Source organism: Marinobacter sp. SS8-8, from assembly GCF_030540945.1.
In the GTDB taxonomy this organism is placed as follows: domain Bacteria; phylum Pseudomonadota; class Gammaproteobacteria; order Pseudomonadales; family Oleiphilaceae; genus Marinobacter.
Genome location: NZ_JASSVN010000013.1, coordinates 1 through 25969 on the forward strand (window position 1 = coordinate 1; position 25969 = coordinate 25969).

18 protein-coding genes and 2 pseudogenes are annotated in these 25969 nt (G+C 58.9%); 15 read left to right on the forward strand and 5 right to left on the reverse strand.

What is annotated here, in order from left to right:
• Positions 1-491: 491 nt before the first annotated feature.
• The 14 genes and pseudogenes from QPL96_RS13395 to QPL96_RS13455 all read left to right on the forward strand — a co-directional run bounded on the left by QPL96_RS13395 (position 492) and on the right by QPL96_RS13455 (position 19861).
• The gene (locus QPL96_RS13395; RefSeq protein WP_303287819.1) at positions 492-1253 is read left to right on the forward strand and encodes an outer membrane lipoprotein-sorting protein; all 762 of its coding nucleotides are present in this window, start codon (positions 492-494) and stop codon (positions 1251-1253) included.
• 9 nt (positions 1254-1262) lie between these two features.
• Positions 1263-1949, forward strand: a complete 687-nt coding sequence (locus tag QPL96_RS13400; RefSeq protein WP_303287820.1) for an ABC transporter ATP-binding protein — start codon at positions 1263-1265, stop codon at positions 1947-1949.
• Positions 1946-4453, forward strand: a complete 2508-nt coding sequence (locus QPL96_RS13405; protein ID WP_303287821.1) for an FtsX-like permease family protein — start codon at positions 1946-1948, stop codon at positions 4451-4453. Before QPL96_RS13400 ends, QPL96_RS13405 begins: the two co-directional genes overlap by 4 nt.
• Complete coding sequence (locus QPL96_RS13410) at positions 4446-5576, forward strand: hypothetical protein (protein WP_303287822.1); 1131 nt, start codon at positions 4446-4448, stop codon at positions 5574-5576. Before QPL96_RS13405 ends, QPL96_RS13410 begins: the two co-directional genes overlap by 8 nt.
• Positions 5577-6146: 570 nt before the next feature.
• Positions 6147-7466 carry a TolC family protein gene (locus tag QPL96_RS13415; protein WP_303287823.1) on the forward strand — a complete coding sequence of 440 codons (1320 nt, stop codon included), beginning with the start codon at positions 6147-6149 and terminating at the stop codon, positions 7464-7466.
• A gap of 5 nt (positions 7467-7471) precedes the next feature.
• Positions 7472-8908 carry an efflux RND transporter periplasmic adaptor subunit gene (locus tag QPL96_RS13420; protein ID WP_303287824.1) on the forward strand — a complete coding sequence of 479 codons (1437 nt, stop codon included), beginning with the start codon at positions 7472-7474 and terminating at the stop codon, positions 8906-8908.
• Entirely contained in the window at positions 8905-12027 is a 3123-nt protein-coding gene (locus QPL96_RS13425) for an efflux RND transporter permease subunit (protein WP_303287825.1), read from the forward strand. Before QPL96_RS13420 ends, QPL96_RS13425 begins: the two co-directional genes overlap by 4 nt.
• Before the next feature lie 164 nt (positions 12028-12191).
• Entirely contained in the window at positions 12192-13811 is a 1620-nt protein-coding gene (locus tag QPL96_RS13430) for a BCCT family transporter (RefSeq protein WP_303287826.1), read from the forward strand.
• On the forward strand, positions 13783-14247 hold the full coding sequence (locus tag QPL96_RS13435) for a universal stress protein (protein WP_303287827.1): 465 nt from the start codon (positions 13783-13785) through the stop codon (positions 14245-14247). Before QPL96_RS13430 ends, QPL96_RS13435 begins: the two co-directional genes overlap by 29 nt.
• 79 nt (positions 14248-14326) lie before the next feature.
• Positions 14327-16015: an HAD family hydrolase gene (locus tag QPL96_RS13440; RefSeq protein ID WP_303287828.1), complete on the forward strand. Its 1689-nt coding sequence runs from the start codon at positions 14327-14329 to the stop codon at positions 16013-16015.
• Positions 16016-16276: 261 nt separating this feature from the next.
• On the forward strand, positions 16277-17695 hold the full coding sequence (gene hemN / locus QPL96_RS13445; RefSeq protein WP_303287909.1) for an oxygen-independent coproporphyrinogen III oxidase: 1419 nt from the start codon (positions 16277-16279) through the stop codon (positions 17693-17695).
• 105 nt (positions 17696-17800) lie between these two features.
• A pseudogene (locus tag QPL96_RS19490) lies at positions 17801-17875 on the forward strand (lmo0937 family membrane protein); the annotation flags it as partial.
• A gap of 86 nt (positions 17876-17961) precedes the next feature.
• The gene (locus tag QPL96_RS13450; protein ID WP_303287829.1) at positions 17962-18957 is read left to right on the forward strand and encodes a peptidase U32 family protein; all 996 of its coding nucleotides are present in this window, start codon (positions 17962-17964) and stop codon (positions 18955-18957) included.
• Between the two features lie 13 nt (positions 18958-18970).
• Positions 18971-19861: a U32 family peptidase gene (locus tag QPL96_RS13455; RefSeq protein ID WP_303287830.1), complete on the forward strand. Its 891-nt coding sequence runs from the start codon at positions 18971-18973 to the stop codon at positions 19859-19861.
• A 152-nt stretch (positions 19862-20013) separates the two neighbouring features.
• Here the strand turns inward: QPL96_RS13455 and QPL96_RS13460 are convergent, their stop codons facing one another.
• From QPL96_RS13460 to QPL96_RS13480, 5 genes and pseudogenes are all read right to left on the reverse strand, one after another.
• Positions 20014-20748, reverse strand: coding sequence for a hypothetical protein (locus tag QPL96_RS13460; protein WP_303287831.1), 735 nt, complete (start codon positions 20746-20748; stop codon positions 20014-20016).
• Between the two features lie 180 nt (positions 20749-20928).
• On the reverse strand, positions 20929-22326 hold the full coding sequence (locus QPL96_RS13465; protein WP_303287832.1) for a 4Fe-4S binding protein: 1398 nt from the start codon (positions 22324-22326) through the stop codon (positions 20929-20931).
• A 31-nt stretch (positions 22327-22357) separates the two neighbouring features.
• Complete coding sequence (locus QPL96_RS13470) at positions 22358-23809, reverse strand: carbohydrate porin (RefSeq protein ID WP_303287833.1); 1452 nt, start codon at positions 23807-23809, stop codon at positions 22358-22360.
• Between the two features lie 2 nt (positions 23810-23811).
• Positions 23812-24372, reverse strand: a complete 561-nt coding sequence (locus QPL96_RS13475; RefSeq protein ID WP_303287834.1) for an iron transporter — start codon at positions 24370-24372, stop codon at positions 23812-23814.
• Positions 24373-24587: 215 nt separating this feature from the next.
• Positions 24588-24752 (reverse strand): annotated as a pseudogene (locus QPL96_RS13480) (ISL3 family transposase); the annotation flags it as partial.
• A gap of 254 nt (positions 24753-25006) precedes the next feature.
• Between QPL96_RS13480 and dmeF the strand changes: the two are divergent.
• A complete protein-coding gene (dmeF, locus tag QPL96_RS13485; protein ID WP_303287910.1) occupies positions 25007-25945 on the forward strand; it encodes a CDF family Co(II)/Ni(II) efflux transporter DmeF in 939 nt (312 codons plus the stop codon).
• The last annotated feature ends 24 nt before the right edge of the window (positions 25946-25969 follow it).

Consider the following 25969-nt stretch of genomic DNA (forward strand, 5'->3'; position numbering starts at 1 on the left):
CAAAAGGGTGACGCAGGCCTGCAAACTGCGATGCAGTCGGCATAAAGTCGGCGAAAATAGACAAATTGACTCACCTGGCTGGGTGGGTCACCTTGAAAACACGCCGTTTATGGACGGAAACTAGCTAGGTATTCCCTACACCGCGATGCAATCACTTGATTTCCATGAATTGCCGGAGCTTGGTTGCCTTTGGCTGGCCCGACTCAAAAAATCAGGAGTTTTCTCTCGCTGAAATCCTGGGTGACCGATTTTGAATCTCACCTTAATTTGGTAACTTCGGGCTTAAGCCGTTCCGACTTCGGGCATAAAGCGATTTAATTCAAAAAGCTACAACTGCCAGACATCATGAGATCGGATATCAGTCTCGAATTGGGCTGACATGCTACCGACTTGCACCACGGCGAGATTTGCTTGACCTTGGAGCTACTCATACCTGCTAGAAAGCAACAACAACCAGAAAGTATTAATAGTCAGACAATCCGAGAGCGCGCATGAGCCACAAACCGCTTGCCCTTACCGCACTCATTGTGACCCTGTTGGTTTATTCCCTCCGGGCATTGGCCCAGGCTCCGGAGGCTGAACAACTGGTGGCCGGCATGGAGGACACCCTCTGGTCCGACAGCAACCACGGCCGTTTCACCATGCGGATCGAATCGGAGTACTGGACCCGCACTCTGGAACTGGAAGCCTGGATGGACCGCCCGGAGTACACGCTGATCCGCATTCACGCGCCCAAAAAAGAGGCCGGCATCGGCTCGCTGCGAATCGGCGACGCCATGTGGAATTACCTGCCCAAGGTTGATCGCACCATCAAGATCCCGCCATCGATGATGCTGCAGCCCTGGATGGGTTCAAACTTCAGCAACGACGATCTGGTCAAGGAAAGCTCGTTCGTCGAGGATTATACCCATGAACTGGCCGGGACCGACGATTCGGGCGAGGTGCCCGTGTACCGTATCGTCTCCACGCCCCGGCCCGATGCGGCGGTGGTGTGGAGTCGCCTGGAGTTCAGGGTCCGGGAGGACGCGATCCCGGTGTCGGTCGCCTATTACGGCGAGCGTGATCAGGTCGTCAAGCGCATGACCTACGACCAGATCGAAACCATGGGCGGGCGCCGCATTCCCACTCGCTGGACAATGGTTGACGCCGATAACCCCGAGTCCCGCACGGTGATCACCATTGAGTCCATCGAATTCGACCTGCTGATCGATGAAAGCCTGTTTTCATTGCGCAGCCTGCGCAATCCACAGTGAGGACCCGGCATGAGCATCGTGAATGTTGAAAATACGTCGCGAATCTACCGTCAGGATTCGATTGCCGTCAAGGCGCTGGATGAGGTGTCGGTCGCCATCGACGCCGGTGAGTTCACAACGCTGGTGGGCCCGTCGGGGTCGGGCAAGACCACCCTGCTGAATCAGATCGGGGCGCTGGACGAGCCGGATAGCGGGCGTATCCAGGTGGCGGGTGAGGAAATTACCGGGCTCAGCCGGAAAAAGCGGAGCCACCTGCGGTTGTGGAAGATCGGTTTTGTGTTTCAGGAATACAACCTGATCGGTGTGCTGTCGGCGCAGGAGAATGTCGAATATGTGCTGATGCTGCGTGGGGTACCGTTTCGGGAACGCCGCGCCGAGGCCGCGCGTATTCTGGTGGAGGTCGGCCTGCAGGGGCTGGAGCGGCGCCTGCCCCATGAACTGTCCGGCGGCCAGCAGCAGCGTGTCGCGGTGGCCCGGGCAATGGTCGGCAAGCCCGCCATTGTCCTGGCCGACGAGCCCACGGCCAACCTCGACTCCGCCACTGGCGCGGCCCTGCTGGACCTGATGCGCGGGCTCAATGCCGAGCATGGCATGACCTTTGTGTTTTCCACCCATGATCCGATGGTAATGGAACGCGCCCGGCGGGTAATCCATCTCAGGGATGGCCGCGTCGAGCGTGAGGAGCGACGGCCATGATGGCGTGGTTACGGCTGGCCTTCGGCAATCTCCGGAATAATCGCCGGCGCACGGCCATCACATTGTTGTCGGTGGCCGTCGGTGTCGGCGGGCTGGTGTTTGTCTGGGCATTCATCGATGGCATCAACGCCCAGATGATCAATAACATAACCGGTTATGTAACCGGCGACCTGAAGGTGCATCAGCGCGGCTTTCACGACGACCGGGAAATGAACATCGCCCTGGCCGAGCGTCGGAACACGGCGGCAAACGTGTCGGCCGTAACCGGTGTGGCGGCAACCACCCCCCGGGTGACGGGGCACGCCCTGGCCAGCGGAGCGGACCAGTCACGGGTATTGCAGGTGATGGGCGTCGACAGCACGACCGAGCCGCGGGTTACCCGGCTTGACCGGTCGATTGTCCGCGGCCGCTATCTGGCCGGCGGCAATGAGATCATTTTAGGTGTTGACGCCGCCGGTGCCCTGGATGTCTCCCCGGGCGACGAGCTGGTGCTGGTGGTGCAGGCGGCGGACGGCTCCATTGGCGCCGACCGGTTCGCGGTGGCGGGCGTGTTCGAGACCGGCATCAAGCGTATTGATGGCTTCGTGGCCCAGATGCCCCTGGCATCAGCCCAGGCGCTGTATGCCTTTCAGGGGCGGTTTACCGAGATCGCGGCCCGTGTTCAGGAGGCTGATCGGCTCGACGAGGTGGTGGGCACTTTGCAGGATCGGCTGCAGGGCCGAAACGTTGAAGTCCTGGGCTGGCCAGCGCTGATGCCATCGCTGGTGCAGATGATTGCCTTTCACGACGCCGTCGCCTACATCGTGATCTTCGTGGTGTTCGTGGTGGTGGCCGCCGGCATCGTCAATACCATCCTGATGTCGGTACTGGAGCGCAGCCGGGAATTTGGCGTGATGCTGGCACTGGGCACGCCCAGCAATCGTATTGTCTGGCTGGTGCTGCTGGAAACAGCGATTCTGGCCGGCCTCGGCTACCTGTTGGGACTGGTGCTGGGGTTGTCGCTGACCGGCTACTTCGGCAGCCAGGGGCTGGACTTCAGTGCCTATATCAAGGCCATGGATACCATGCCGGGGCTCAGCGGCATCGTTTATCCCACCATTGAATTCCAGCGTCTGGTGGTGATTGGCCTTGTGGTGGTCTCGGTAGCCCTGCTGGCGGCTGCCCTTCCGGCCTGGAAGGCGGGCGGCAACAGCCCGCTGGAGGCGATGGGCGCGCGGCGCACGGTGATCAACCGCATCCGCCGGATTCACTGGCAGGTCACGTCCGATCACCGGTTGCTGATTTTCGCGCAAATGGCACTGCGCTCGGTGTTCCGCAACCCGCGACGGTCGGTGATTACCGCCTCGGCCACCGCGTTCGGGCTGGCAGCCTATCTGTTCCTGTATGCCTTCGCCAATGGCTTCTTCGAACAGATGATCCAGAACTCGACCCGGCAGCTTAGCGGGCACGTGCAGGTGATGAAGGCGGGGCAGGCCGTCGATCTGTCGCCGGCCCTGCGCATCGTCGACAGTCCGGCGCTGCTGGGGCAGTTGCGGGCGCGCCCTGAAGTGGAGGCCGCCGCCCCGCGAGTTGTGCTCCGCGCCATGGTGGCGAATCCGGGGAAAAGCCTGCCGGTGGAGCTGGTGGGTATTGCGCCGGAACAGGAAAGGGCGGTAACGGAACTCTCCGGGTATATGAAGCAGGGCACTTACGTTCAGCCAGGAGAGAAGGGGATTGTGATCGGCCAGAAGCTGGCCGAGGAACTGAATGCCCGGCTGGGGGATAAACTGGTTATCACCGTACAGCAGGCCGGCGGCGACCTGGCCTCCGGCGCCCAGCCGATTCGCGGTATCTACCGCACCGGCAGTGATCTGTTCGACAGTGAGTATGCGTTTATCGATATCGATGCCGCCCGCCGCCTGGGCGGCCTGCAGGGGGATCAGGCCTCGCGGATCGCGCTGCGGCTGTCGGACCGCGCCGGGAGCGCCGCGCTGGCGCGCACCCTGAACCAGTCGCTGAGTCGCGACGGACTGGTGGCCATGGACTGGGAAGCCCTGCTCCCGGTGGTGGTACAGATGGTGGAAATGAGCCAGGTGGATTTCTATCTCATCCTGTCGGTGGTCTTTGTCGTGGTTGCCATCGGGGTCATGAATACCATGGTGATGTCGGTGATGGAGCGTACCCGGGAGCTGGGTGTCATGCTGGCGCTGGGAACCCGGGGCGGTCAGTTGCTGCTGACGATTCTGTTCGAGGCGCTCTTTCTGGCGGTACTGGGTATGGTGGCCGGAACCCTGGCGGGCGGTGCGCTGGTCTACTGGCTGAACCAGACCGGTATTGACCTGTCCTCAATCAGCGGAGCGCTGGAAACCATTCCGGGTATTACCGACCGGGTCTATCCGGTACTGATGTTTGATCATGTCTGGCTGCCCAGCCTGCTGCTGTTTCTGTGTTCGGTGACGGTGGCGCTGTATCCGGCCTGGCGGGCGGCACGGCTGGACCCGGTCAAGGCCATTCATCATGGCTAGGCGCTGGCAAGTGGCACCGTGGCTGGCCTGCCTGCTGCTGGCTTCGGGTGTTGAGGCCGGGTTCAGCCAGTCCGGGTCGCTGAAGAATCTCAGCGTCGGTTCGCGCTCGTTGATCGACGGTGATCGCTACGTTTCGAACCTTACCCGCCTGCGTCTGAACCCCCGCTATCGATATCAGGACTGGATTGTGGACGCGGCCTACGACCTGGAACTGGTTTCGGGTAGTTTTCTGGACAGCCCGGAGTTCGCCTTGCTTAGGGATGCTCCGGAACCTCGCTACTGGGATCTGCAGGGGGATATTCACGAGTCGGGGGCATTGCTGGCGCGCCACCAGCTATACCGTGGCACGGTGCAGTGGCGGTCGCCGGCAGGTGATTTCCGCTTCGGGCGCCAGCAGGTGAACTGGTCCACGGCCCTGATCTGGAACCCCATGGACATTCTCAACCCTGTCAGCCCCCTGCAACTGGAACCGGATGAACGGGTGGGTGTGGACGCAATTCTCTGGGACAGGCCCTGGGGAGCCTTGGGGCGTATCAGCGCCGTCCATGCCCCGCAACACGATGATGGCGAGGCCAGTACCGCAGCCCGGATCAAGCGCTATATTGGTGGTGTGGATGCCGGACTGATGGCCGGTGAGTTTGCCGACGCCACCAGGGCGGGAGTGAGTGGCAGCGGCTCGGTGAGTGATATTGGCTGGCGTACCGAGATCGTCTGGAGCGAGCCAGATGCCGGAGGCAGCTATTGGCAGGCGGTGGCGGATGTGAACTGGGCATTTCGCAGCGGGTTCAACCTGGCGCTGGAGTATTTCTACAATGGCCGGCCGGTATCGCCGGAAAACCCCGGCCTGGCCAGCCTGGTGTCCACACTTCCGCTTTATGCCGGGCGCCATTATGCCGGGTTGCTGGCATGGCAGGATATCAATCCGTTCTGGCAGTATCGGGTGGTGGTCATCCGCAATGCCAGTGATGCAAGCTGGGTGCTCTACCCACGATCCACATGGATACTGCCGCTCAAACGGGAAATCTATTTCACCGCCGGAGCCCAGTGGTTTGGTGGTAATGATACCAGCGAGTATGGAAAGCTTGACCCTCTGGGGCTGGTGGAGATGCAATGGTTTTTCTGAAAAATTCTGCCCGGGCTTTCCTTTATATATACATTGCAGTAAATGAATCGTATGGCGGTTCAATGGGCAGTTGTTTAAGGTATAACTCACCCGACGGTCATTTTTTCAAGAGGTGTTGGAAATTCAGGTTTGTTTCAGGGTGGTGTGTTCTACTTAGCAGTGCATGGGGCAGTCACCGTACCTGACACGGTTGTCCTTTGTGTTATCTCAGGTTTGTCCTTGCCGCGGAAGCATCCGCGGCTTTTTTATGTGCTGCAATGTGCTTGCTCGCCTTTATATGCCATACCACTGAGATCCTCAGGTATTTCAAATTTTTGGGCTGGTGATAAAGGCTTTATGTTCAGAAAGTAATTGCCGCTCCTGGCTGATGGGTTTTTTAAAGTGCCAGTTTCCGGAGTGATTCTGAATAGTTAATGAAAACCAAAAATTTTCTTGGTTTTTAGCATATGAAACGCAAATTGAGCCAGATCAAAATATCCTGAAAACCCGGGCAAGTTCAGTTAGGGTTCAGGTTTGAGATTTAGCATCGCGTACCTGAACAGATTAACAGACTTCTGTGGAGACCTACCCTTGGCTATTCCTGCTCGCTATTTCAGATCCGCCATCTTCGGGGCGCTGGTTTTGACCAGCCTGCCCGGTTGGGCGGAGCCCAGACTTCAACTGGCGGATGTGATTGATGCCGCCATTGAATACGACCCATGGCTTCGCCAGAGTGCCCAGATACAGGAGGCATTACTGGAGGAGTCCATTGCCGAGGGGGCCCTGCCTGATCCGCGACTGACACTTGGCGCCGCGAATCTTCCGGTGGATACGTTTGACACCGGGCAGGAAGCAATGACCCAGGCCACGGTCGGAATCATACAGCGGATTCCACGCGGCGACAGCCTGCAGCTGTCGCGGGACAGGAAGGAAGAGCTGGCGGGAGAGCAACCTTTCCAGAGGGAAAACCGGCGCGCCAGGGTGGTGGAAACGGCGACCCGCCTCTGGCTCGATGTCTGGGAGGCACAACAGAGCATCGGCCTGATTGAGGATAACCGGGATCTTTTCGAACAACTGTCCGACGTAGCCGAGGCGGGTTACATAACCGCCACCATGATCTCACGCCAGCAGGACGTTGTCCGGGGCACCCTGGAGCTCACGCGCCTGGATGACCGGCTGACCGACCTGAGGCTGAAGCTGCAGTCAAGTCAGGAAGCCCTGGGTGAGTGGATCGGCTCGAAGAACGCCGCGCTGGAGGTAGCTGAAACGGTGCCCCCCGAGCTGCTGACAGCACTTCGGGACGGCTGGTCGGAAACCAGTGCCGATGCCCTGATCCGGCACCCCCTGATCCGTTCCACGGACCAGCAGATCAAAGCCCGGGCCATTGATGTGGATATTGCCCGCGAGGCCTACAAGCCCGAATGGACGGTTTCCGCGCAATATGGCTACCGGGATCGCGCACCCGGCGGGCAGGACCGGGCAGATCTCTTCTCGGTGGGGATTGGTTTTGATCTCCCGCTGTTTACCGGCAATCTCCAGGACCGGCAGCTGAATGCCTCAGCGGCCCGGCTGGAAGCAGAAAAGACAGAGCGAATCCTGCAACTTCGCGTGATTCAGGCAAGGGCCCGCTCGGCCCTTGCCCGGATTAAACGACTTGATGACCGCATCGGGATATACCGGCAGTTCTTGCTGCCGCAAATGGAAGAGCAGGCCGAGGCCGCGCTGACTGCCTACAACAACGACGACGGCGATTTCGCCGAAGCCGTGCGTGCGCGGATCGACGATCTCAACGCCAAGATTGAGCTGATCGGGATGACGGCGGAGCGGGCCCGGAACTTTGCCAGTTTCCGCTACCTGACCTCAGGCTCTTCCGAAGTGCCTTCACTTTCACAGACTCGCTATCAGGACTGACCATCATGGCTAATTTTGTTCGCCCGCTGGGCTTTATACTGCTTGGTGGCATTGCCGGGGCCGGGGCGGCCTATTGGCTGGCCTCCGAAACCGCAATGGCCCCTGTTTCTCCGGATGCCACGTCCGCGAAAAAGGAACCTCTGTACTGGGTGTCGCCCATGAATGCCAGTTTCAGAAGCGACAAACCGGGCAAATCGCCCATGGGCATGGATCTGGTTCCGGTGTACGAGGACAGCGCGAGTGCTGACGACACGCCCGGCACCGTCCGGATCGCGCCGAATATTGTCAATAACCTGGGTGTTCGCACGGACGAAGCCGTCAAGGGGCAGTTGCCCAGCAATATCATTACCGTGGGCTACGTGCAGTACAACGAAGATGAGTTGTACCACTTGCACCCCCGAGTTGAAGGGTGGATCGAGAAACTGTATGTAAAGGCCGAGGGCGACCCGGTTGAGAAGGGCAAGCCTGTTTACACCCTCTACTCACCCACGCTGGTGAATGCGCAGGAGGAATTGCTCCTGGCACTGGACCGGAAAAACCCGCGCCTGATCAGGGCGGCCGAGGAGCGTTTGTCGTCGCTGAATGTCTCGGACCGTTTGATCCGGACACTCAGGCAGACCCGGGATGTACAGCGGACCATAACTTTCTATGCCCCGGCTTCCGGGGTTATTGATGTCCTGAATGTCCGTGAGGGTGCATTCGTCAAGCCCGGAGATAAGGTTGTGTCCATCGGTTCGCTCGATGAGGTCTGGGTGATCGGGGAGGTGTTCGAGAGCCAGCTCTGGGCCATCAGTGCCGGCGATCCGGTAGAGATGACCCTGGACTACATGCCCGGGCGCAGCTGGATGGGGAGCGTGGACTACGTGTACCCGGAAATCAATCTCGAGACCCGGACCGCACAGGTCAGGATGCGCTTTGACAATGCCGATGGCATGCTGCAGCCGGGCATGTTCGCCAGCGTCGACATACAGGGCGATCCCAGTGAAAGACGCACCCTGGTGCCCCGGGAATCCGTTATCCGCACCGGGCAGACTGACCGCGTTGTTCTGGCGCTGGAAGAAGGTGCCTTCAAATCGGTTAACGTGACCACCGGACGTGTAGGGGATAAGTATGCCGAGGTTCTCGAAGGCGTCGTTCCCGGCGACAGGGTGGTGGTCTCGGCGCAGTTCCTGATTGATTCGGAATCCAGCAAGACATCGGATTTCCGGCGGATGTCCCCGCCGCCCACAGGGGCGATGGACCCGGATATGAACCATTCCGGGCACGCCATGGGCGCGGGCAAGGCTGATGCCAAGGGCAGCCCTGAAACCATGAATCATGAGGGGATGGATCAGAACCCAATGAACCAGGGCGAAATGGACCACGGCAAGATGGATCAGGGCGAAATGGACCATGGCAAGATGAACCAGGGCGAAATGGACCATGACGGAGGCGCCTCATGATTGCGTCGGTCATTAACTGGTCTGTCCAGAACCGTTTTCTGGTCATGCTTGCCGCCGTATTGCTGACCGGGTTCGGGCTCTACTCGGTGTCAAAGACGCCGGTGGATGCCCTGCCGGATCTCTCGGATGTCCAGGTTATCGTTAAAACCAGCTACCCCGGCCAGGCCCCGCAGGTGGTGGAGGATCAGGTGACCTATCCGCTGACCACCGCCATGCTCTCGGTGCCCGGTGCGGTGACGGTCCGGGGCTACTCGTTCTTCGGCGACTCCTATGTCTATATCATTTTTGATGAAGATACGGACATGTACTGGGCCCGCTCCCGTGTGCTGGAATACCTGTCGCAGGTAATACCCAGCCTGCCTGAATCGGCCCGGCCTCAGTTGGGGCCGGACGCGACCGGGGTCGGCTGGGTTTACCTGTATGCCCTGGTTGACCGGACAGGCAACAACGACCTGAGCCAACTGACCACCCTGCAGAACTGGTTTCTGAAGTACGAGCTGCAGACAGTGCCCGGTGTTTCGGAAGTGTCCACGGTCGGCGGCATGGTCAAGCAGTACCAGGTCAAGGTGAATCCCGAAAAACTCCGGGCATTCGGTATTCCCCTGTCCCATATCCAGAACAGCATCAAGCGGGGCAACAAGGAAATCGGTGCGTCCGTGATCGAGATGGCCGAGGCGGAATACATTGTCCGCTCGACCGGCTATATCCAGTCCCGTGAAGACCTCTTGTCGATCCCGCTGGGCCTTGACGTAAACGGCACGCCGGTCCTGATGAGGGATGTCGCAAGCGTTGAGCTCGGGCCTCAGGCAAGACGGGGTGTTGTGGAACTCAACGGCAACGGAGAGACCATTGGCGGCATTGTGGTGATGCGGTTTGGTGAAAACGCCCAAGAAACCATTAATGGCGTGAAGGCAAAGCTGGAAGAGCTGCAGTCAAGCCTGCCCGAAGGTGTTGAGGTGGTGACGGTTTATGATCGCTCCGGCCTGATTGAGCGCGCGGTCAATAACCTCGGGTTCAAACTGCTCGAGGAATTTTTCGTGGTGGCTGTGGTGTGTATGATTTTCCTGTTCCACGTCCGCTCGTCGCTGGTGGCGATTATCAGTCTGCCTGTGGGCATCCTGACCGCCTTTATTGTTATGTACTTTCAGGGTATCAATGCCAATATCATGTCGCTGGGGGGGATCGCCATTGCCATCGGCGCCATGATCGACGGCGCCATCGTGCTCATCGAGAACATGCATAAGCATATGGAGAGAACACCGCTGACGCCTGAGAACCGATGGGAAATAGTTGCCAGGTCGGCCTCTGAGGTCGGGCCAGCACTGTTTTTCTCGCTGTTGATCATCACTGTCAGTTTTGTGCCGGTGTTTGCCCTGGAGGCCCAGGAAGGGCGGATGTTTGCACCCCTGGCGTTCACCAAGACCTACGCCATGGCCGCCAGTGCCGCCCTTGCAGTGACACTGGTCCCGGTACTCATGGGGTACTTCATTCGCGGCAAGGTGCTGCCGGAGCACAAGAATCCGATTAACCGGCTGCTGGTGGCTGTCTACATGCCGGCCCTGAAGCTGGTACTCCGGTTCCCGCTGGCCACGGTGCTGGCATCGGTGCTGGTTCTGGTTGTCGGCCTGTGGCCGGCCACCAAGATCGGGAGTGAATTTATTCCCAATCTGGATGAAGGGGACCTGATGTACATGCCGACCACCTACCCGGCCATTTCGATTGCCGAGGCCAGGAGGCTGATACAGCAGACGGACAAGCTGATCGCCACGGTGCCCGAGGTTAAAACCGTGTTTGGCAAGGTGGGACGGGCGGATACCGCCACCGACCCGGCGCCGCTGACCATGGTTGAGACCTTTATCCAGCTCAAGCCCAAGGATCAGTGGCGGGATGGAATGACCACCGATAAGCTCAAGCAGGAGCTCAATTCGCTGATTCGCTTCCCGGGGGTCACCAATGCCTGGGTCATGCCGATCAAAACCCGCATCGATATGCTGGCAACAGGTATAAAAACTCCTGTGGGCATCAAGGTGGCCGGCCCGGATCTCTCGGTTATCCAGCGCATCGGTAAACGCCTTGAGGAGATACTGGAGAAGGTTCCCGGCACCAGTTCTGTCTATTCCGAGCGGGTCGCCGGCGGGCGCTATATCAAGGTGGATATTGACCGGGAGCGTGCCGCCCGCTATGGCCTGAATATCGACGATGTTCAGCAGGTTGTGGCCTCGGCCATTGGCGGAATCAACGTGGCGCAGACCATCGAAGGGCTTGAGCGCTTCCCGGTCAACCTCCGCTACCCGGAGGATTATCGGGACTCACCCGAAAAACTGAAGCAGCTCCCCGTGGTGACGGAATCCGGCCAGCGGATTTCCCTTGCCGACGTGGCCGATATCCGGGTGGAGGACGGGCCGCCCTCCATCAAGAGTGAAAACGCCCGCCTCAATGGCTGGAGCTATGTGGATATCGAGGGTGTGGATATCGGCACCTATGTGCAGCAGGCGCAGGCCGCCGTGAAGGAGGAGCTGGATCTGCCCGCCGGTTACTCCGTCAACTGGTCTGGCCAGTATGAGTACATGCTTCGCGCCAAGCAGAAACTGACCCTGGTGGTTCCGGTGACACTGGTTGTTATTGTCCTCCTGTTGTTCCTGAACTTCGGGCGCTTTGCGGAAGTGGGTATCATCTTGGTTACCCTGCCCTTTGCCCTGGTTGGCGCCTTCTGGTTGATGTATCTGCTGGGTTATAACTTCTCGGTTGCGGTCGGCGTCGGCTTCATTGCCCTGGCCGGTGTTGCCGTGGAGATTGGTGTGATCATGCTGGTCTATCTCAATCAGTCCTACGAGTCGATGTTGGAAACCTGTGAAAAGAGCGGGCTGAAGCCAAGGCGGGAAACCCTTCGCCATGCAGTGCTTCATGGCGCCGGCATGAGAGTGCGGCCGATAATGATGACCGCGGCCGCCATCATCGGCGGTCTCGTACCGGTCATGATGGGCGGCGGAACCGGATCGGAAGTCATGGGCAGGATTGCCGCACCCATGATTGGCGGCATGATCAGCGCCGTGATTCTGGCACTGCTGGTGATACCGGTGGGTTACTACCTCTGGAGACGCGTGGGCGTTGCAGAGTGAGCCGCCACCGGTTTGCTTTTCAGGCTGGTTACCTGGTCCGGAGTCATTCCGGACGGGTTGCCGCCGGGAGGCTGAAGCGGGAATGGTCTCTGTCCCGCAACCGGTTCGCGGGTGTGGTAGCGTAGGGCCTTTGGCGGATCTTTTCGGAACAAACGGAGGCTTTTATGCTGGAACGGCTGCAACGCCGGTTGGGACTGCAGACCATACCAGGGGTGTTTTTCACCTCCGCCGGGGTAGCGGCCCTCTTTGTTGCCCTGGCGGTTCCGTTTGACGAAGCCGTTGCCGAAAGTTTCGGGCTGCTCACCGGCTGGGTGGCCCGTAACCTGGGTTGGTTCTATATTCTCGCTGTCAGCGCCCTGCTGATCTTCCTGCTGGGCCTGGCGCTCAGCCGTTACGGCAATATCCGTCTGGGAGCAGACGACAGCCGCCCGGATTATTCCAACCTGACCTGGTTCACCATGCTGTTTGCCGCTGGCATCGGCACCATACTCATGTTCTGGGGCGTCGCCGAGCCGGTGTCCCACTTTGCCAACCCCCCGTTTGAAGGCGTGCAGCCGGGCTCGGAGCGGGCCGCCAGCGATGCCATGACCATCGCACTGTATCACTTTGGCCTGCATACCTGGACCATCTTTGCGATACCGGGGCTGGCGATCGGCTACTTCGCCTACCGGCATAATCTGCCCATGCGCATCAGCAGCCTGTTCTACCCCATCCTCGGGGAGCGGGTGTTCGGGCCATGGGGCTGGGCGGTGGATGTAATTGCCGTGCTCGGCACCCTGTTTGGTGTGGCAACCTCCCTGGGGCTGGGGACCCTGCAACTGAACAGTGGCCTCAACTACCTGTTTGGTACACCCTCCAACGGCGTGGTTCAGGTTATTCTCATTGCAATCATTACCGGCATCGCGGCGACCTCGGTGGCCCTGGGGCTCGACAAGGGCGTGCGCCGGCTGTCCCAGCTTAACATCGTGCTGGCCATGGCCTTGCTTGCGTTCGTGCTTGCCGTCGGGCCCACCGTGTTTATTGCCGAGGGTATGGTCCAGAGCCTGGGCAGTTATTTCGACGCCTTGCCCTGGCTGGCTTTCTGGACCGAGACCTTCAGGGAAACCGACTGGCAGAGGCAGTGGACCCTGTTCTACTGGGCCTGGACCATTTCCTGGGCGCCCTACGTTGGTATCTTCATTGCCCGGATCTCCCGGGGCCGGACCATCCGTGAGTTCGTCGCCGGTGTTTTGTTTGCCCCCACGGCCTTCACGCTGGTGTGGTTCGGGATCTTCGGGTTATCTGCCATTCAGGTAGAGATGAACGGCCAGATAGCGCTGGCGGAGCAGGTACAGCAGGACCCATCCGTGGCGATTTTTGCCTTTCTTGAGGCTTTTCCTCTTGCGGACGTGGCATCGGCCCTGAGTGTGGTTATCATCGTCATTTTCTTCACCACCTCATCCGATTCCGCCTCCCTGGTGATCGACATGCTGACCCGCCGGGATGACCAGCCCTCCCTGGTGCGCCAGCGTATCTTCTGGGCGGCGGCCCAGGGCGTTATTGCCGCTACACTGTTACTGGCGGGTGGGCTGGATGCCCTGCAGAACGTGATCACTTCCCTGGGCTTGCCTTTCTGTGTTTTGCTGGTCTTCATGGCGGTGGCCCTGGTCAGGGCACTGCGTGCGGATTACCGGGGCTACAGCATGGACGAACTGGTAAAGGGGCGGGCCTTCCCGGAAGTGGAAGCCATCTCAGGAACCAAGCAGGAGAACGACTATGTACCGGAAGCTGTTGATCGCCATTGATCCGGAAGACGATGGTGAAGGTAAGCGTGCCCTGGAAGCCGCCATGGACCTGCTGGTAGAGGATGGTGAGCTGCACCTGGCCAGCGTCTATAACCCCGGTGGTGGCGGGTTCTTTCCCCACGTCACCGGAGAAGCGCCCGAGCAGAAGGAGGCGCAGGTGCGGGAGGTGCTGGATCTGCTTGCCCGCAAATACCTGCCTCTCAACCGTGACGCGCATCTGCATGTGGTGGCGGGAAACGCCGGCGAAAAACTGGTGGGCCTGGCCGGCCAGCTTTGTGCCGACCTGATGTTACTGGTTTCCCGTGGCGACTGTGGTCGCTGGTCCCTGCGCCGGGCGACCGTGGAGTATGTCTCGGTGAATGCCCCTTGTCCGGTCCTGGTTCTGCCGTCGCTGGAGAAGGCCGAGCCCGGGAAGAGTGAAGAAGGCTGCAACTGACGGGTCGAACAGCGACAACGGATCGGAGTGGCTCGCGGATTGTACTTTGAGCTGCTTCTGAAGTTTCACAGGATTGTTTATGGCCCGGTTCAGTGATCATCTGTCTGCTCCGTCAGTGCTGATCCTCGACTGGCACGGCACGCTTGTAGATACCCACGACGCCATGTTCAGTGCCATGGAGGACATGCTGCCCCGGTTAGAAGAGCTGGGGCTGGTGGACTACCTGCTGCCTGAAGACCAGTGCCGCACAGCCGACGATGCCCGGCTGGTGCGTTACATCCGGATTTTCCGGCGCCTGCATCCACGCATACTGGCGGAGCGCCGGGTATCGAGGACGGACATATTCAACGCCATTTTCGGCGAGGATAAAACCGCAAAACTGATTGCCCACAAGGCCTATAACGAGGCGTACCGTCGGTATTTCGGGCAGGTTAAACCTTTCCAGCCCGGGGCTTATGAGTACCTCTCGGCCCTGCGGTCGATGGGCATCCGGCTGGCGGTATCCACCAACCGCAACCGGGAATTTCTCGATAAGGAACTGGCCATGGTGGACGAAGGCCGCTGGCAGCATCTGTTTGATGCCACGGTCTGTGCTGACGACGTCACCGAGTACAAGCCGGACCCCGAAGTCATCTTCAAGGCTCTTGAGAAACTGGGACTGCCGGCCGATGAGAGGGCGTGGTACATCGGCGACAGTTATATCGACATGCTGACCGCCAACAAGGCCGGTGTGTCCGGCATTTTCTATAACGGTGCCTGCTGGGAACCGGGCCGGATCGACAGCTGGTTCTCACACCGGGACGCCCCCGCAGCCATTCTTGACAGCTTCGAAGATCTGATGGATCTGCTGGCGCTGCTGGAAAGAAATGAGCCTGAGGCGTTCCGTCAGGCGCCCGCGGAGGTCAGACCGAGGTCCTACCCACCCCCTCGGCGCCCCGAACCCCGGATCGAACCGGACTGGCACCCGGCGGTTGTCAAACTGGTCCGGCCGGCGGTGATCCTGTTCGACTGGCACGCCACCCTGGTGGATACCCTGGACGCCATGTACCACGCGGTGGATGACATGCTGCCGGACTTTCACAGCCTCAGGCTGATGGACCGGATGGTGGCCCCCGAGGACAGCAAGACGCCGGAGGACGTCAAACTGGTTGCCTATGTGCGCGAGTTCGCCAGGCTGCACCCCAAGGTGAAAGACGACCGGAAAATCTCCCGGACCGACATTTTTGAAGTGCTGTTCGGGGAGGATCAGGACGCCAAGCAGATTGCCCACAAAGCCTTCAATGACCACTACCGGAAGCACTATGGCACGGTGAAGGCGTTTGAGCCCAAGGTGCGTGAAGTGCTGGAGGGGTTGCGGCGCCTGGGGATTCAGGTGGGGGTGATCACAAACCGGGACCGGGAGTTTTTTGAGTATGAGCTGGCTGCGGTGGAAGACACCGGCTGGACCCATCTTTTTGATGTGGATGTCTGCGGCGACGATACACCAATGCGCAAGCCGCACCCGGATCAGCTGCTTCTGGCGGTGCAGAAACTGGACTATCCGCCGGACCCGAGTGTCTGGTATGTGGGGGACAGCACCACGGATGTGATTGCCGCCAAGAGGGCGGGCATGACCTCGGTCTTCTTTAACGGCGCACAATGGGACCTGCCGTGGCTGAACAGGATTTTTCCGGGTACCCACAAACATCCCGACAAGCCGGATGTCGTGGTCAACGATTTTTCGGAATTCTGGGCACTGGTGCTGGCCTGTGAGGTGGGGCCGCCGTGAGCAACATTGTCATAGGTGTTCCAGCCGTGCCAGCAAGTCATCGGCGCGCCGAACACCAAAAACTCCCCAAAAGAGGTAGGGGAAGTACGCCAAGAGCCGAAGGGTGGTTCATCAAGCGGCGTGGTAAACTGAAACCATCGGCCACCTGACCCGTATCAAGATGTGAGCCAATGGATTGCCATAAAATCCCTTCAGCTCCCCTGAACATGGGGTCAGATGAAACTTTCATCTGACCCCGATTTCATCTGCCCCGAGTTTACTATGACCTCCAACCCTGCACGCAAAACCCAAGACTCCAGCCTGCCGGAATTCATCTGGGACGAGGCGCTGATCCGGCGCTACGACCTAAGCGGACCGCGATATACTTCTTACCCTACGGCCGTGGAGTTCAACCAGAACTACCCGATTGAGGACATGGTCAAGGCCGCCGCCCGCAGCAAGGCCAGCGACCGGCCATTATCCCTCTACACCCACCTGCCGTTCTGCGCGCACCTGTGCTACTACTGCGCCTGCAATAAGGTGATCACCAAGAAACGTGACAAGGCCATGCCCTACGTGGAGCGGCTGCTGAAAGAAGCCGCCATCCAGTCAAGGCTGTTCGGTGCGAACCGACCGGTTACCCAGCTGCACTGGGGCGGCGGCACCCCCACGTTTTTGCCGAAGGATGTTATGGAACATCTGATGGCGGGGTATGGCGAACTGTTCAACCTGCAGACCGGTGATGAGCGGGATTACAGTGTGGAGATCGATCCCCGGGAAGTGGACCAGGACACCCTGCCCACACTCTGGGATCTTGGGTTTAATCGTATCAGCCTGGGTGTCCAGGACGTGAACCCCGAGGTTCAGAAAGCGGTGAACCGCATCCAGCCCCGGGACATGACCGAGGCCGTGCTGAGTGAGGCACGGCGGATTGGCTTCCGCTCCATTAACCTGGACCTGATCTACGGCTTGCCCTACCAGACCCCGGAAAGCTTCGCGGAAACCCTGGAGGCGGTCATCGAAATGTCGCCGGACCGGCTTTCGGTATTCAGCTATGCGCACCTGCCAGACCGCTTTTATCCGCAGACCCGGATCCAGTCCGCTACGCTGCCGAGTCCGCAACAGAAGCTGACCATTCTCCACAACACCATCAACCGCCTGATGGAATCCGGCTACGAATACATCGGCATGGACCACTTCGCCAAGCCCGATGACAGCCTGGCCGTGGCCCAGCGTGAAGGCCGGTTGCACCGGAATTTCCAGGGTTACACCACCCATTCCGAGTGCGATCTGGTGTCTCTGGGAGTTTCTGCCATTGGTCAGACCGACGACGCCTACTTCCAGAATAACCACGACCTGCCGTCCTGGGAAGCGGCCATCGATGCCGGTCAGCTCGCCATCACCAAGGGCGTGAACCTGACCCGTGACGACCGCATTCGCCGTTGGGTGATCGGCCAGCTCATCTGCCAGTTCCGGCTGGATCGCCAGCAGTTCGCGGCGGTGTGGCAGGAAGATCTGGACCGCTACTTCGCAGATGAACTCAGCCGCCTGAAACCCATGGTGCAGGATGAACTGATTGCCGATGATGGAGATGCACTGCAAGTTCAGCCGGCCGGCCGGCTACTGATCCGGGCCATCTGCCAGATCTTTGATCTCTACCGCAAGGAAGGCGCCAGCCAGCGGTTCTCCCGGATTATCTGACTGGCGCGCGCAAAGTCGAGTGAAGTCGGGGTCAGATGAACGCTTTCATCTGACCCCTTGTTCAAGCCATGGGGCTGGTTCCCCAGGTAGGACAAGTTTGCGCGCGACTTTATCCATATTCTACTGGTGATCGCGATTGTGGTGATACTGCTTCGGCTAATCCGGGGCCGCGGTCTCTGAACCTTCGAACCTTGCACTGACGAAGGTCAAGGCGCTTCCTGCGCGAGTAACGGTAAGATACCGGCATTCTTGCAGTGGAGAATGCCATGGAACTCGTCTGCCCGGCCGGTAGCCTGCCAGCCCTGAAAACTGCGGTGGATAACGGCGCCAACGCGGTGTATTTCGGTTTCAGAGACAGCACCAATGCCAGGCAGTTTGCCGGCCTGAACTTCAACGAGAAACGTGCCGCCGAGGGTATTGACTATGCCCACCTGCGAGGCGCGCGGGTGTTCTGTGCCATCAACACCTACCCGCAACCGGATGGCTGGGAGCAGTGGAAGGGCGCGGTAGACCGCGCCGCAGGCCTGGGTGTGGACGCCATTATCCTGGCCGATATGGGCCTGCTGGATTATGCCGCCAACAAGTACCCGGATATTCCCCGGCATCTGTCGGTGCAAGGCTCTGCCACCAGCCACGAGGCGCTCTCGTTCTACAAGGATAACTTCGATATCCGCCGGGCCGTGCTGCCCCGGGTTCTCTCGCTGGATCAGGTGCGTGGTGTGGCCAGACACAGCCCGGTCGAGCTGGAAGTGTTTGCCTTCGGGAGCCTGTGTATCATGGCCGAGGGTCGGTGCTATCTCTCTTCCTACCTGACCGATGAGTCCCCCAATACCCGTGGCGCCTGCTCACCGGCCAAGGCTGTGCGCTGGCAGGAGACCCCGCAAGGGCTGGAATCCCGTCTCAATGATGTGCTGATTGACCGATATGGCCAGGGTGAACCCGCCGGCTATCCTACCTTGTGCAAGGGTCGATTTGAGGTGGAGGGCAATGTCTACCACGCCATTGAGGAGCCGGTCAGCCTGAATACCCTGGATCTGATCCCGGCACTTCAGGAACTGGGTATCAGCGCGGTGAAAATCGAGGGTCGTCAGCGCAGCCCCGCCTATATCGCTGATGTAGCTCGCACCTGGCGTCACGCGCTCGATCATCTCGAGTCCGGCTCCGGCATGTTTACGGTTGACCCGCAGTGGCGCAGCACCCTGGCGGGACTTTCCGAAGGCGGCCTGACAACGCTGGGCGCCTACCATCGCAAGTGGAAATAAGGTTCTACCGATTATGATGAAGTTATCGCTGGGCCCGATCCTGTGGTTCTGGTCCAGGCAAACCGTCTTCGATTTCTATGCCAGCGCCGCCGAGTGGCCGGTGGATACCATTTATCTGGGTGAAGCCGTGTGCAGTCGTCGCCGTGAACTGAAACCGGATGACTGGTTTGATCTGGCCCGTGATCTGAAAGCCTGCGGGAAGGATGTGGTGCTTTCCACCCAGACACTGATCGAATCTGACGCGGATCTGCGCCGCCTGCGCCGGATCTGTGACCAGAACGAGTTCACGGTGGAGGCGAATGACCAGAGCGCTTTGCAGGTGGCTATTCGTAATGACACTCCCTTCATAACCGGCCCGTCCATGAACATCTACAACGTGGCCACGCTCAAGGTGCTGGCAAAGCAGGGCCTAAAGGCCTGGAACCTGCCGGTGGAGCTGGGCAAGGAAACCCTTGATCAACTGATCAAGGGGTTGAAAGAGGAAGGTCTGGACTTGCCAGCGGAAGTGTTCGCCTGGGGCTTCCTGCCCCTGGCCTGGTCCTCCCGCTGCTTCACAGCAAGGCATTACAACCTTCCGAAAGATAACTGCGAGTTCCGCTGCATCGAACATCCCGATGGCATGGCGTTGCGATCCCGGGAGTCCCAGGAGCTGTTCCGGATCAACGGTATTTCCACCTTGTCTGGCTCGCGCTATAACCTGATGAGGGAGTTGCCGGAAATGGAGCGGATGGGGGTGTCAACGATCCGACTGAGCCCGGAACATCAGGGTATGGATGAAGTGGTGCACCGCTTTGATCAGGTGCGTCGGGGTGAAACACCGGCAATCGATCCGCTGCAACTGGTGGAAGCGCCACCCTGCAACGGCTACTGGTACGGCAAACCGGGAATGGACCTGGTCGGCTAAGGCCGATCAGTCATTTAAGGATTGAACGCCAGAGCGAGGCTCAGTGCCAGGGTGGCCAGAAGTGTGCAGGTTGTTTTTGTCATGATATGGCCCTTTATTTATGAATGGCGAGCGCCGTTCAGGCTATCACTATCAGGTAGTATGCCCGGGCATTACATCTCCATTCCCAGTTCCCAGCGATAGATCACATCGTCGGACTCCGGGCTTAAGCCAAACACAACGCCCGCCTGCAGCTCCAGGAGGCTGGAGCCCATCCTGAACTCAGCCAGGATCGCGGGCCCCAGCAAATGGTTGTTTCGGGCCCCATAGTACTCCAGTGCCAGCTGAAAAGTTTCAGGCTTCGTGTAGGCAGCTTGTACCGAGCCGGTCAGCTCAAGCTGTTCGTCGTCTTCACCAAATGAACGGCTGACCAGAACATTTGTCAGAATCCGGTAATGATCGGCTAACTGTCTTTCATAGAGCGGCCCAATTTCTATCTCACTGCCTGTTCCCCGGTGTGCTTTTGAAAGTTCAAGAAGCAGTCCCGCGGCACTCTCATGATCCTGAAAAAAATTCCCAACCAATTCAATTTCATATTCTTTCAGTGAATAGGCACTTCCGGGGCTCTTATTCGCGTTGAAGTTGAGTTCGGCACTGAAGCGGTCAGTTATCCCATAACCAATCTCCCACTGCTCAAAGCGCAGATTGTCGTCTTCGCTACCCTGACTGTCCAGAAACGCTCCAACCACACCGATTTCAAGATCACCTGCAGTGATCCGGGGGGAGAAAATTTCATCCACCGCGAGCTCTTCTGCCTCGACGGTGAAGGGCCATAACAAAAATAAGAAGATCTGGCTTGCCGGGACCGTATGGCGATGCACGCCTACGTTGTTTGTTGTTCGAAACATGGGTCACCTGTGCAACGTTATGGAGAGTGAAGCTCAAGATTGACCATGTTATTGAGTCAGCGGTTTTGAAAACATGGTTCTTTAGTACCTGGTTTCGCCGCTGATGGTAGTACCAGATTTCGCCGCTGATGGCGGTTCTCACCCTCGCGACGGTGAGCCGGCTCCTGAGGGTGAGATTCATTATCCAATCCAGCTGCCGGCTACGAGACCGGCAGGACCCATGAAAGCGGCCCAGGCAAACGTGCGCCGGGTCAGGGTTGCGCCCTCGTCCGGCGTCTTTGCCAGCATTCGCCACAGTAGCCAGCCGCTCCACAGCAAACCCGCAGCGAGTAATGCGATGCGTAGTTGCGGCACCCAGGGCAGGGCCAGACGTTCTGCTTTAAGCATGCTCACTGTGAGGGCGGACAGGCCCAGGAACACACTGCTGCCCGCTAACGGCGTAAGAGCGTAGGCCAGGCGCCAGGGCAATTCGCGCTGGCCCAGCAGCCAACCCGCCAGTCGCAGGGCGAGCATGAATGCACCACCTATGATCAATGTGGTTGCGCCGATGTAGAACAGAATCAGGGCCCCGTCCAGCCAGGTAAACACATCGTTGGTCTCCGGGTAGTGGGTCAGAACCCACCAGGGAGCACCGTCACCGAGTGGCCAGTATACATCGTGCTCGATCAGCCAGTCGGCCAGCCCCTGCTTGAGTTGCACGAACCAAGGCGAGGCCGACCACTGGAAGGCCCCTGTCGCCACGCCCAGAAGACCAAATATCAGTAACAGAGCGTCCCAGCGGTTGGCGGTTTCGGCGGATAGCGAAAGAATCTCCCGGTTAGGGCTGCGAACGCTCAGGGCCACGGCTTCCCTGTGCTCGCTGCAGCGACCACACATGTGGCAGGCACTGTTGCCGGTCATATCAGCAATGTTGATCAATGGGGCGCAATCCACGGCGGGGGTGCGGCGCGGCGCCTGCCGCCAGGTCTCCCGGTCGACCCGGAAATGCACCGGTGCCAGCCGCGCCAGAAGCGAAAAAACCCCGCTCGCCGGACACAGGTGGCGGCACCAGACCCGCTTACCACGCCCGTAGAGAAAGCCGACCACCATGGCTGCAACCGTGGAGCCACCCAGAATCAGCAGGGCTGCCTTGGGGTACTCATAGACACTGATTAACTGACCGTAGAGGGTTGTGAGTACAAAGGCGGTGAATGGCCACCCACTCCAGCGCATCCAGCGTGGAATGGCGCCACCTCTTCCATGGCGGCTGGCCCATTCCGACAGCGCGCCCTCGGGGCAGAATACTCCGCACCACAACCGGCCGAACAGTATCATGCTGAGCATGACAAAGGGCCACCAGATCCCCCAGAACAAGAACTGGGCAAACAACACCAGGTTCTCGTAGAAATGGGCATAGGCCTTTGGCAGGGGCAGGAACGCCGGTGTGATGACCAGGGCGAGATAGAAGATGATCACGGCCCATTGAATGGCCTGGATAAAACCACGGTGGTCCCGCATCCAGTCCCCCACGGCCTGAAGACGCCTTGGGGAGCCGTTCTCAGAGGCTGTCGTGTGAATGAGGTTGTTTATTTGCTTCATGTAAATATCCCCGCATCTCTCTGCCCGGGCTTCAGAACCCGAACTGTGCCCGCAGCCCAGCCGCAGCTACATTGGCAGCCTGGCCGTTGCCACCGGGATTGCGGATGTACTGCAGGTTGGGGGAAAGCGTGAACTGATTGTTCAGCCAGTAGCGGTAGTAGAGTTCCGCGATCTGCTCGCTGCCACTGGCGCGATAGCCATAGTCGGCGACTCCGTTCCCGTCGGTGTCAAGCGTGGAGGCCTCGCGGCGGAAGTCATCGGAGACCCATAACCAACCCATGGCAAGGCCCAGCGCGTCGGCGCCCCGGCCCCAGTAGCTGCCGCCCCACTCGCCGCCCAGAGTGAGAGTTCGGTCAAAGGTGACCCGGCCTTGCGTCTGCCAGCCGGCACGCAGGAACAGTCTGGTGTAGTCCGCCACCTGCTGGTTGAAACTGAGGCCCAGACCGGTATGCGATCCGATGGCGCCGTCGAGGTCGGTGCCGCGGCCGTTGCGCCAGGCATAGATCCGGTAGTTACCAGACAGACCGGTGAACATGCGTTGCTCAGTTCCGGCCTGCAGGATTACGAACGGTGAATCCAGGCTTTCGTTGAAGCTGGCGCCCTTGCCTGACCCGAATATGCCTAACGAGACGGTGTACTGCTTCGGCTTGGCGTAGTCATCAATATAGGCCAGGCGCAATCCGGGCGTGAAGCCGAACTCATCCACTCCGACATCGCCGCCGACATCCAGCAGGGGGTTATGAACGAAGGCCTGGTTAACGAAGCTGCGGGTTTCATCGTCGGAGACTGCATTCTGGTCGAAGAACACGAAGGGGTCCATCTTACCGAAGTTAACCTCGATATGCCGGCGCGACAAATCGGGGTTGCCTCCCAGCGGCAGTGGCACATCAAGCTGGTACCAGGCCTGTGCCAGCAGCGCCGTGCTGTCGGAGGCTTCGGTGCCCGGGCGCTGGAAGCTGGTGGAGTTCAGGGAGGTGAAGGCGCTGCCCGGGTTTTCCAGACCCAGTCCCTGGCCCATGCGGAAATGGGCGAAGATGAAGCCCTCGGTGGCATTTCCAAGCGTGCCTGCCGGCAGGCGTACACTGGCGTCACCGCGGTAATTGAGCTCGCTGCTTTTGCTTGCGGCCCCGCTGTTGTTCAATCCCTGAGCCATCATGGTCAGCCCTGCATCGGCGCTGATCCCTTCAAGCGACTCGATGGTTCGGGCGGCCTGGCGGTAACTGTAGACCTGTGATTCGACCGCCTTGAGACGAGCACTGACTTCTGGCTCGCTGGCACTGATGTATGGCTCATCCAGTGAGCGTTGCATGCGAACCTGTTCCTGTTCCAGTTCCCGAATGCGTTGCTCCATACCCTCCAGCTTCTTCACCAGTTCAGCTTTATCCTGCTCATCGGCCAGAGCGGCAAATGGAGCCATACCACCGATCAGAACGGAGAGCGCTGTCAGACAGGCGGGCAGGGACCGGTCGTTGCGGGTTGCCATGATTAATAGCCTCCCCGTTTGCCGATACCGGAGTAGATGAAATCATACTCAAGGGTGAAGGCTTCGAACCAGGGACGCACACCCGTTAACCGGTCGGTATGGCGGCCGAGTAGTCCTTTTTGCGGGTTCTCCGGTGCATTCGGAGCATGGATTGTGTAGACGAGGTGGTACTTGCCAGGTCCGTTGAGTTTGACATTGTCGCCATAATGCGGGCCGTCATTGGCTACCATGGGCATGAAGTCGCCGGCTACTTTCCAGTCGCTGTCTTTTTTGGTGAGTTCGTACTTCACATGCAGATAGGGAACCCATTCACCTTCGGCAAATCCGTTTGGATTTATGTCCAGCGCCCGGATATCCGCCTCGAGGTGGATATCGGATTCCTCAGCGGGCCGCATCATTCCTGTCGGCTCCATCCGGATGGGCTGTAGGTACACGGCGGCGATCTCCATACCGGAAGCCTGTTCGGGAACGTCGATGGGATATTCGATTGCACCAGCGGACTGGGCCAGAAGGAGTGAGCACGCTGCGAAAACTGGTGTGATGTTTTTGAGGAATCCGGACATTGTCATTCTCCTGTCGTTTATGGGCATCAGAGCAACCAATGCATATTTGTTACAACGGCGAATGAGAATTATTGCTGATTGAGGTTTAATTAACCATGATGTTGGTCAAAAAAGAAATAAAATTGAGGAATCTTCAAGACATGTACACCAGAAAAACGGGTAAACGGATTTGATGGTTGATGGGGCACTCTTACCCCACCACCCCGATACCAACCTCAGATCGTTGATAGATCGACCCCGTCGTTGAGTTCCATTGCGAAGTCCGGCAGCCCGTAACCGATGGTTTTCTTGTAGAATGGAGAGACCTTCGCAGTCGGGGCCTTCTTCTTGTGCTTCGTGGTGTAAAGCATTCGTGCCCGCATCACCTCGAAGGAGTATCCACCTGGAAATGCATTTCGTCGTCGGTGGAAATAGGTCATGGCGAAGCTTTTCACCTTGCTTCTGCGAATATGGCTAGCCGTAGTGTGGCATATACAAACCAGAATCCTTTTCGCGCTCGTTTTCCGTAAATGACATCTGCCCTCCGGCTTTGGAGCAACACGAACCACAGCATACGGAGCTCTTGGCAAGGCTTCGTCATCAACCGCTATCATTGGTCTTGCTGACCATAATTTTCAACTCGGAGTATTTCAACATGCATGGTCACAGACTCGAAGAATGGCAACACAATCATGTTTTTGGTCAGGATCGTAAAAAATCCGGTGAAATGCGCTCACTGATCGTCGTTGCCCTGACAGTCGTTATGATGGTTTGGGAAATTCTGGCCGGCGTCCTTTATGGCTCGATGGCCCTTCTTGCCGACGGCTTGCACATGGGCTCTCATGCGGTCGCTCTCGGTATAGCGGTCTTTGCCTATGCCTATGCTCGTCGAAACGCCGGCAATGCGCAGTTTTCATTTGGCACCGGGAAGGTAAACGCACTAGGCGGGTTCACCGGCGCAGTGCTACTCGCCGGCTTCGCACTGTACATGGTGATTGAAAGCATCGGTCGTTTCATTCACCCAGTCGAAATTTCGTTCAACGGAGCCATTTTTGTCGCCGTCATCGGCTTGGTCGTCAATGGAGTATCGGCCTGGATACTTGGCGGGGAAGGCCATGATCACAGTCATGAGCATGAGCATGGGCATCATGACCATAACCGTCGAGCAGCCTACTTCCACGTACTCGCCGACGCCTTGACCTCACTGCTGGCGATTGCCGCACTGTTGGCTGGCAAGTATGCGGGTTGGAACTGGATGGACCCGGTTATGGGTATCGTTGGCGCGGTACTTATCACACGCTGGTCTTGGCACCTGTTGAAGGACACCTCTCGCGTGCTACTCGATCAACAGCGCAGCGACTTGGAACACGACGTCAGACAAGTTATTGAGAATGACGATGACCGTATCTGCGACCTGCACCTCTGGGCCATTGGTCCGAATATTCACGCCGCTATTGTCTCGGTCATTTCGCATGCTCCCGAGTCGCCTGCCGTCTATAAGCAGCGTATTCAGGCTAGGTGCCCGTCATTAGTGCACGTTACTGTCGAGCCGCAGCGTTGTATTAATGAAACGAGGAAAACCAACTCAGGATAAAGAGATTCACGTCGTCAACTGCTT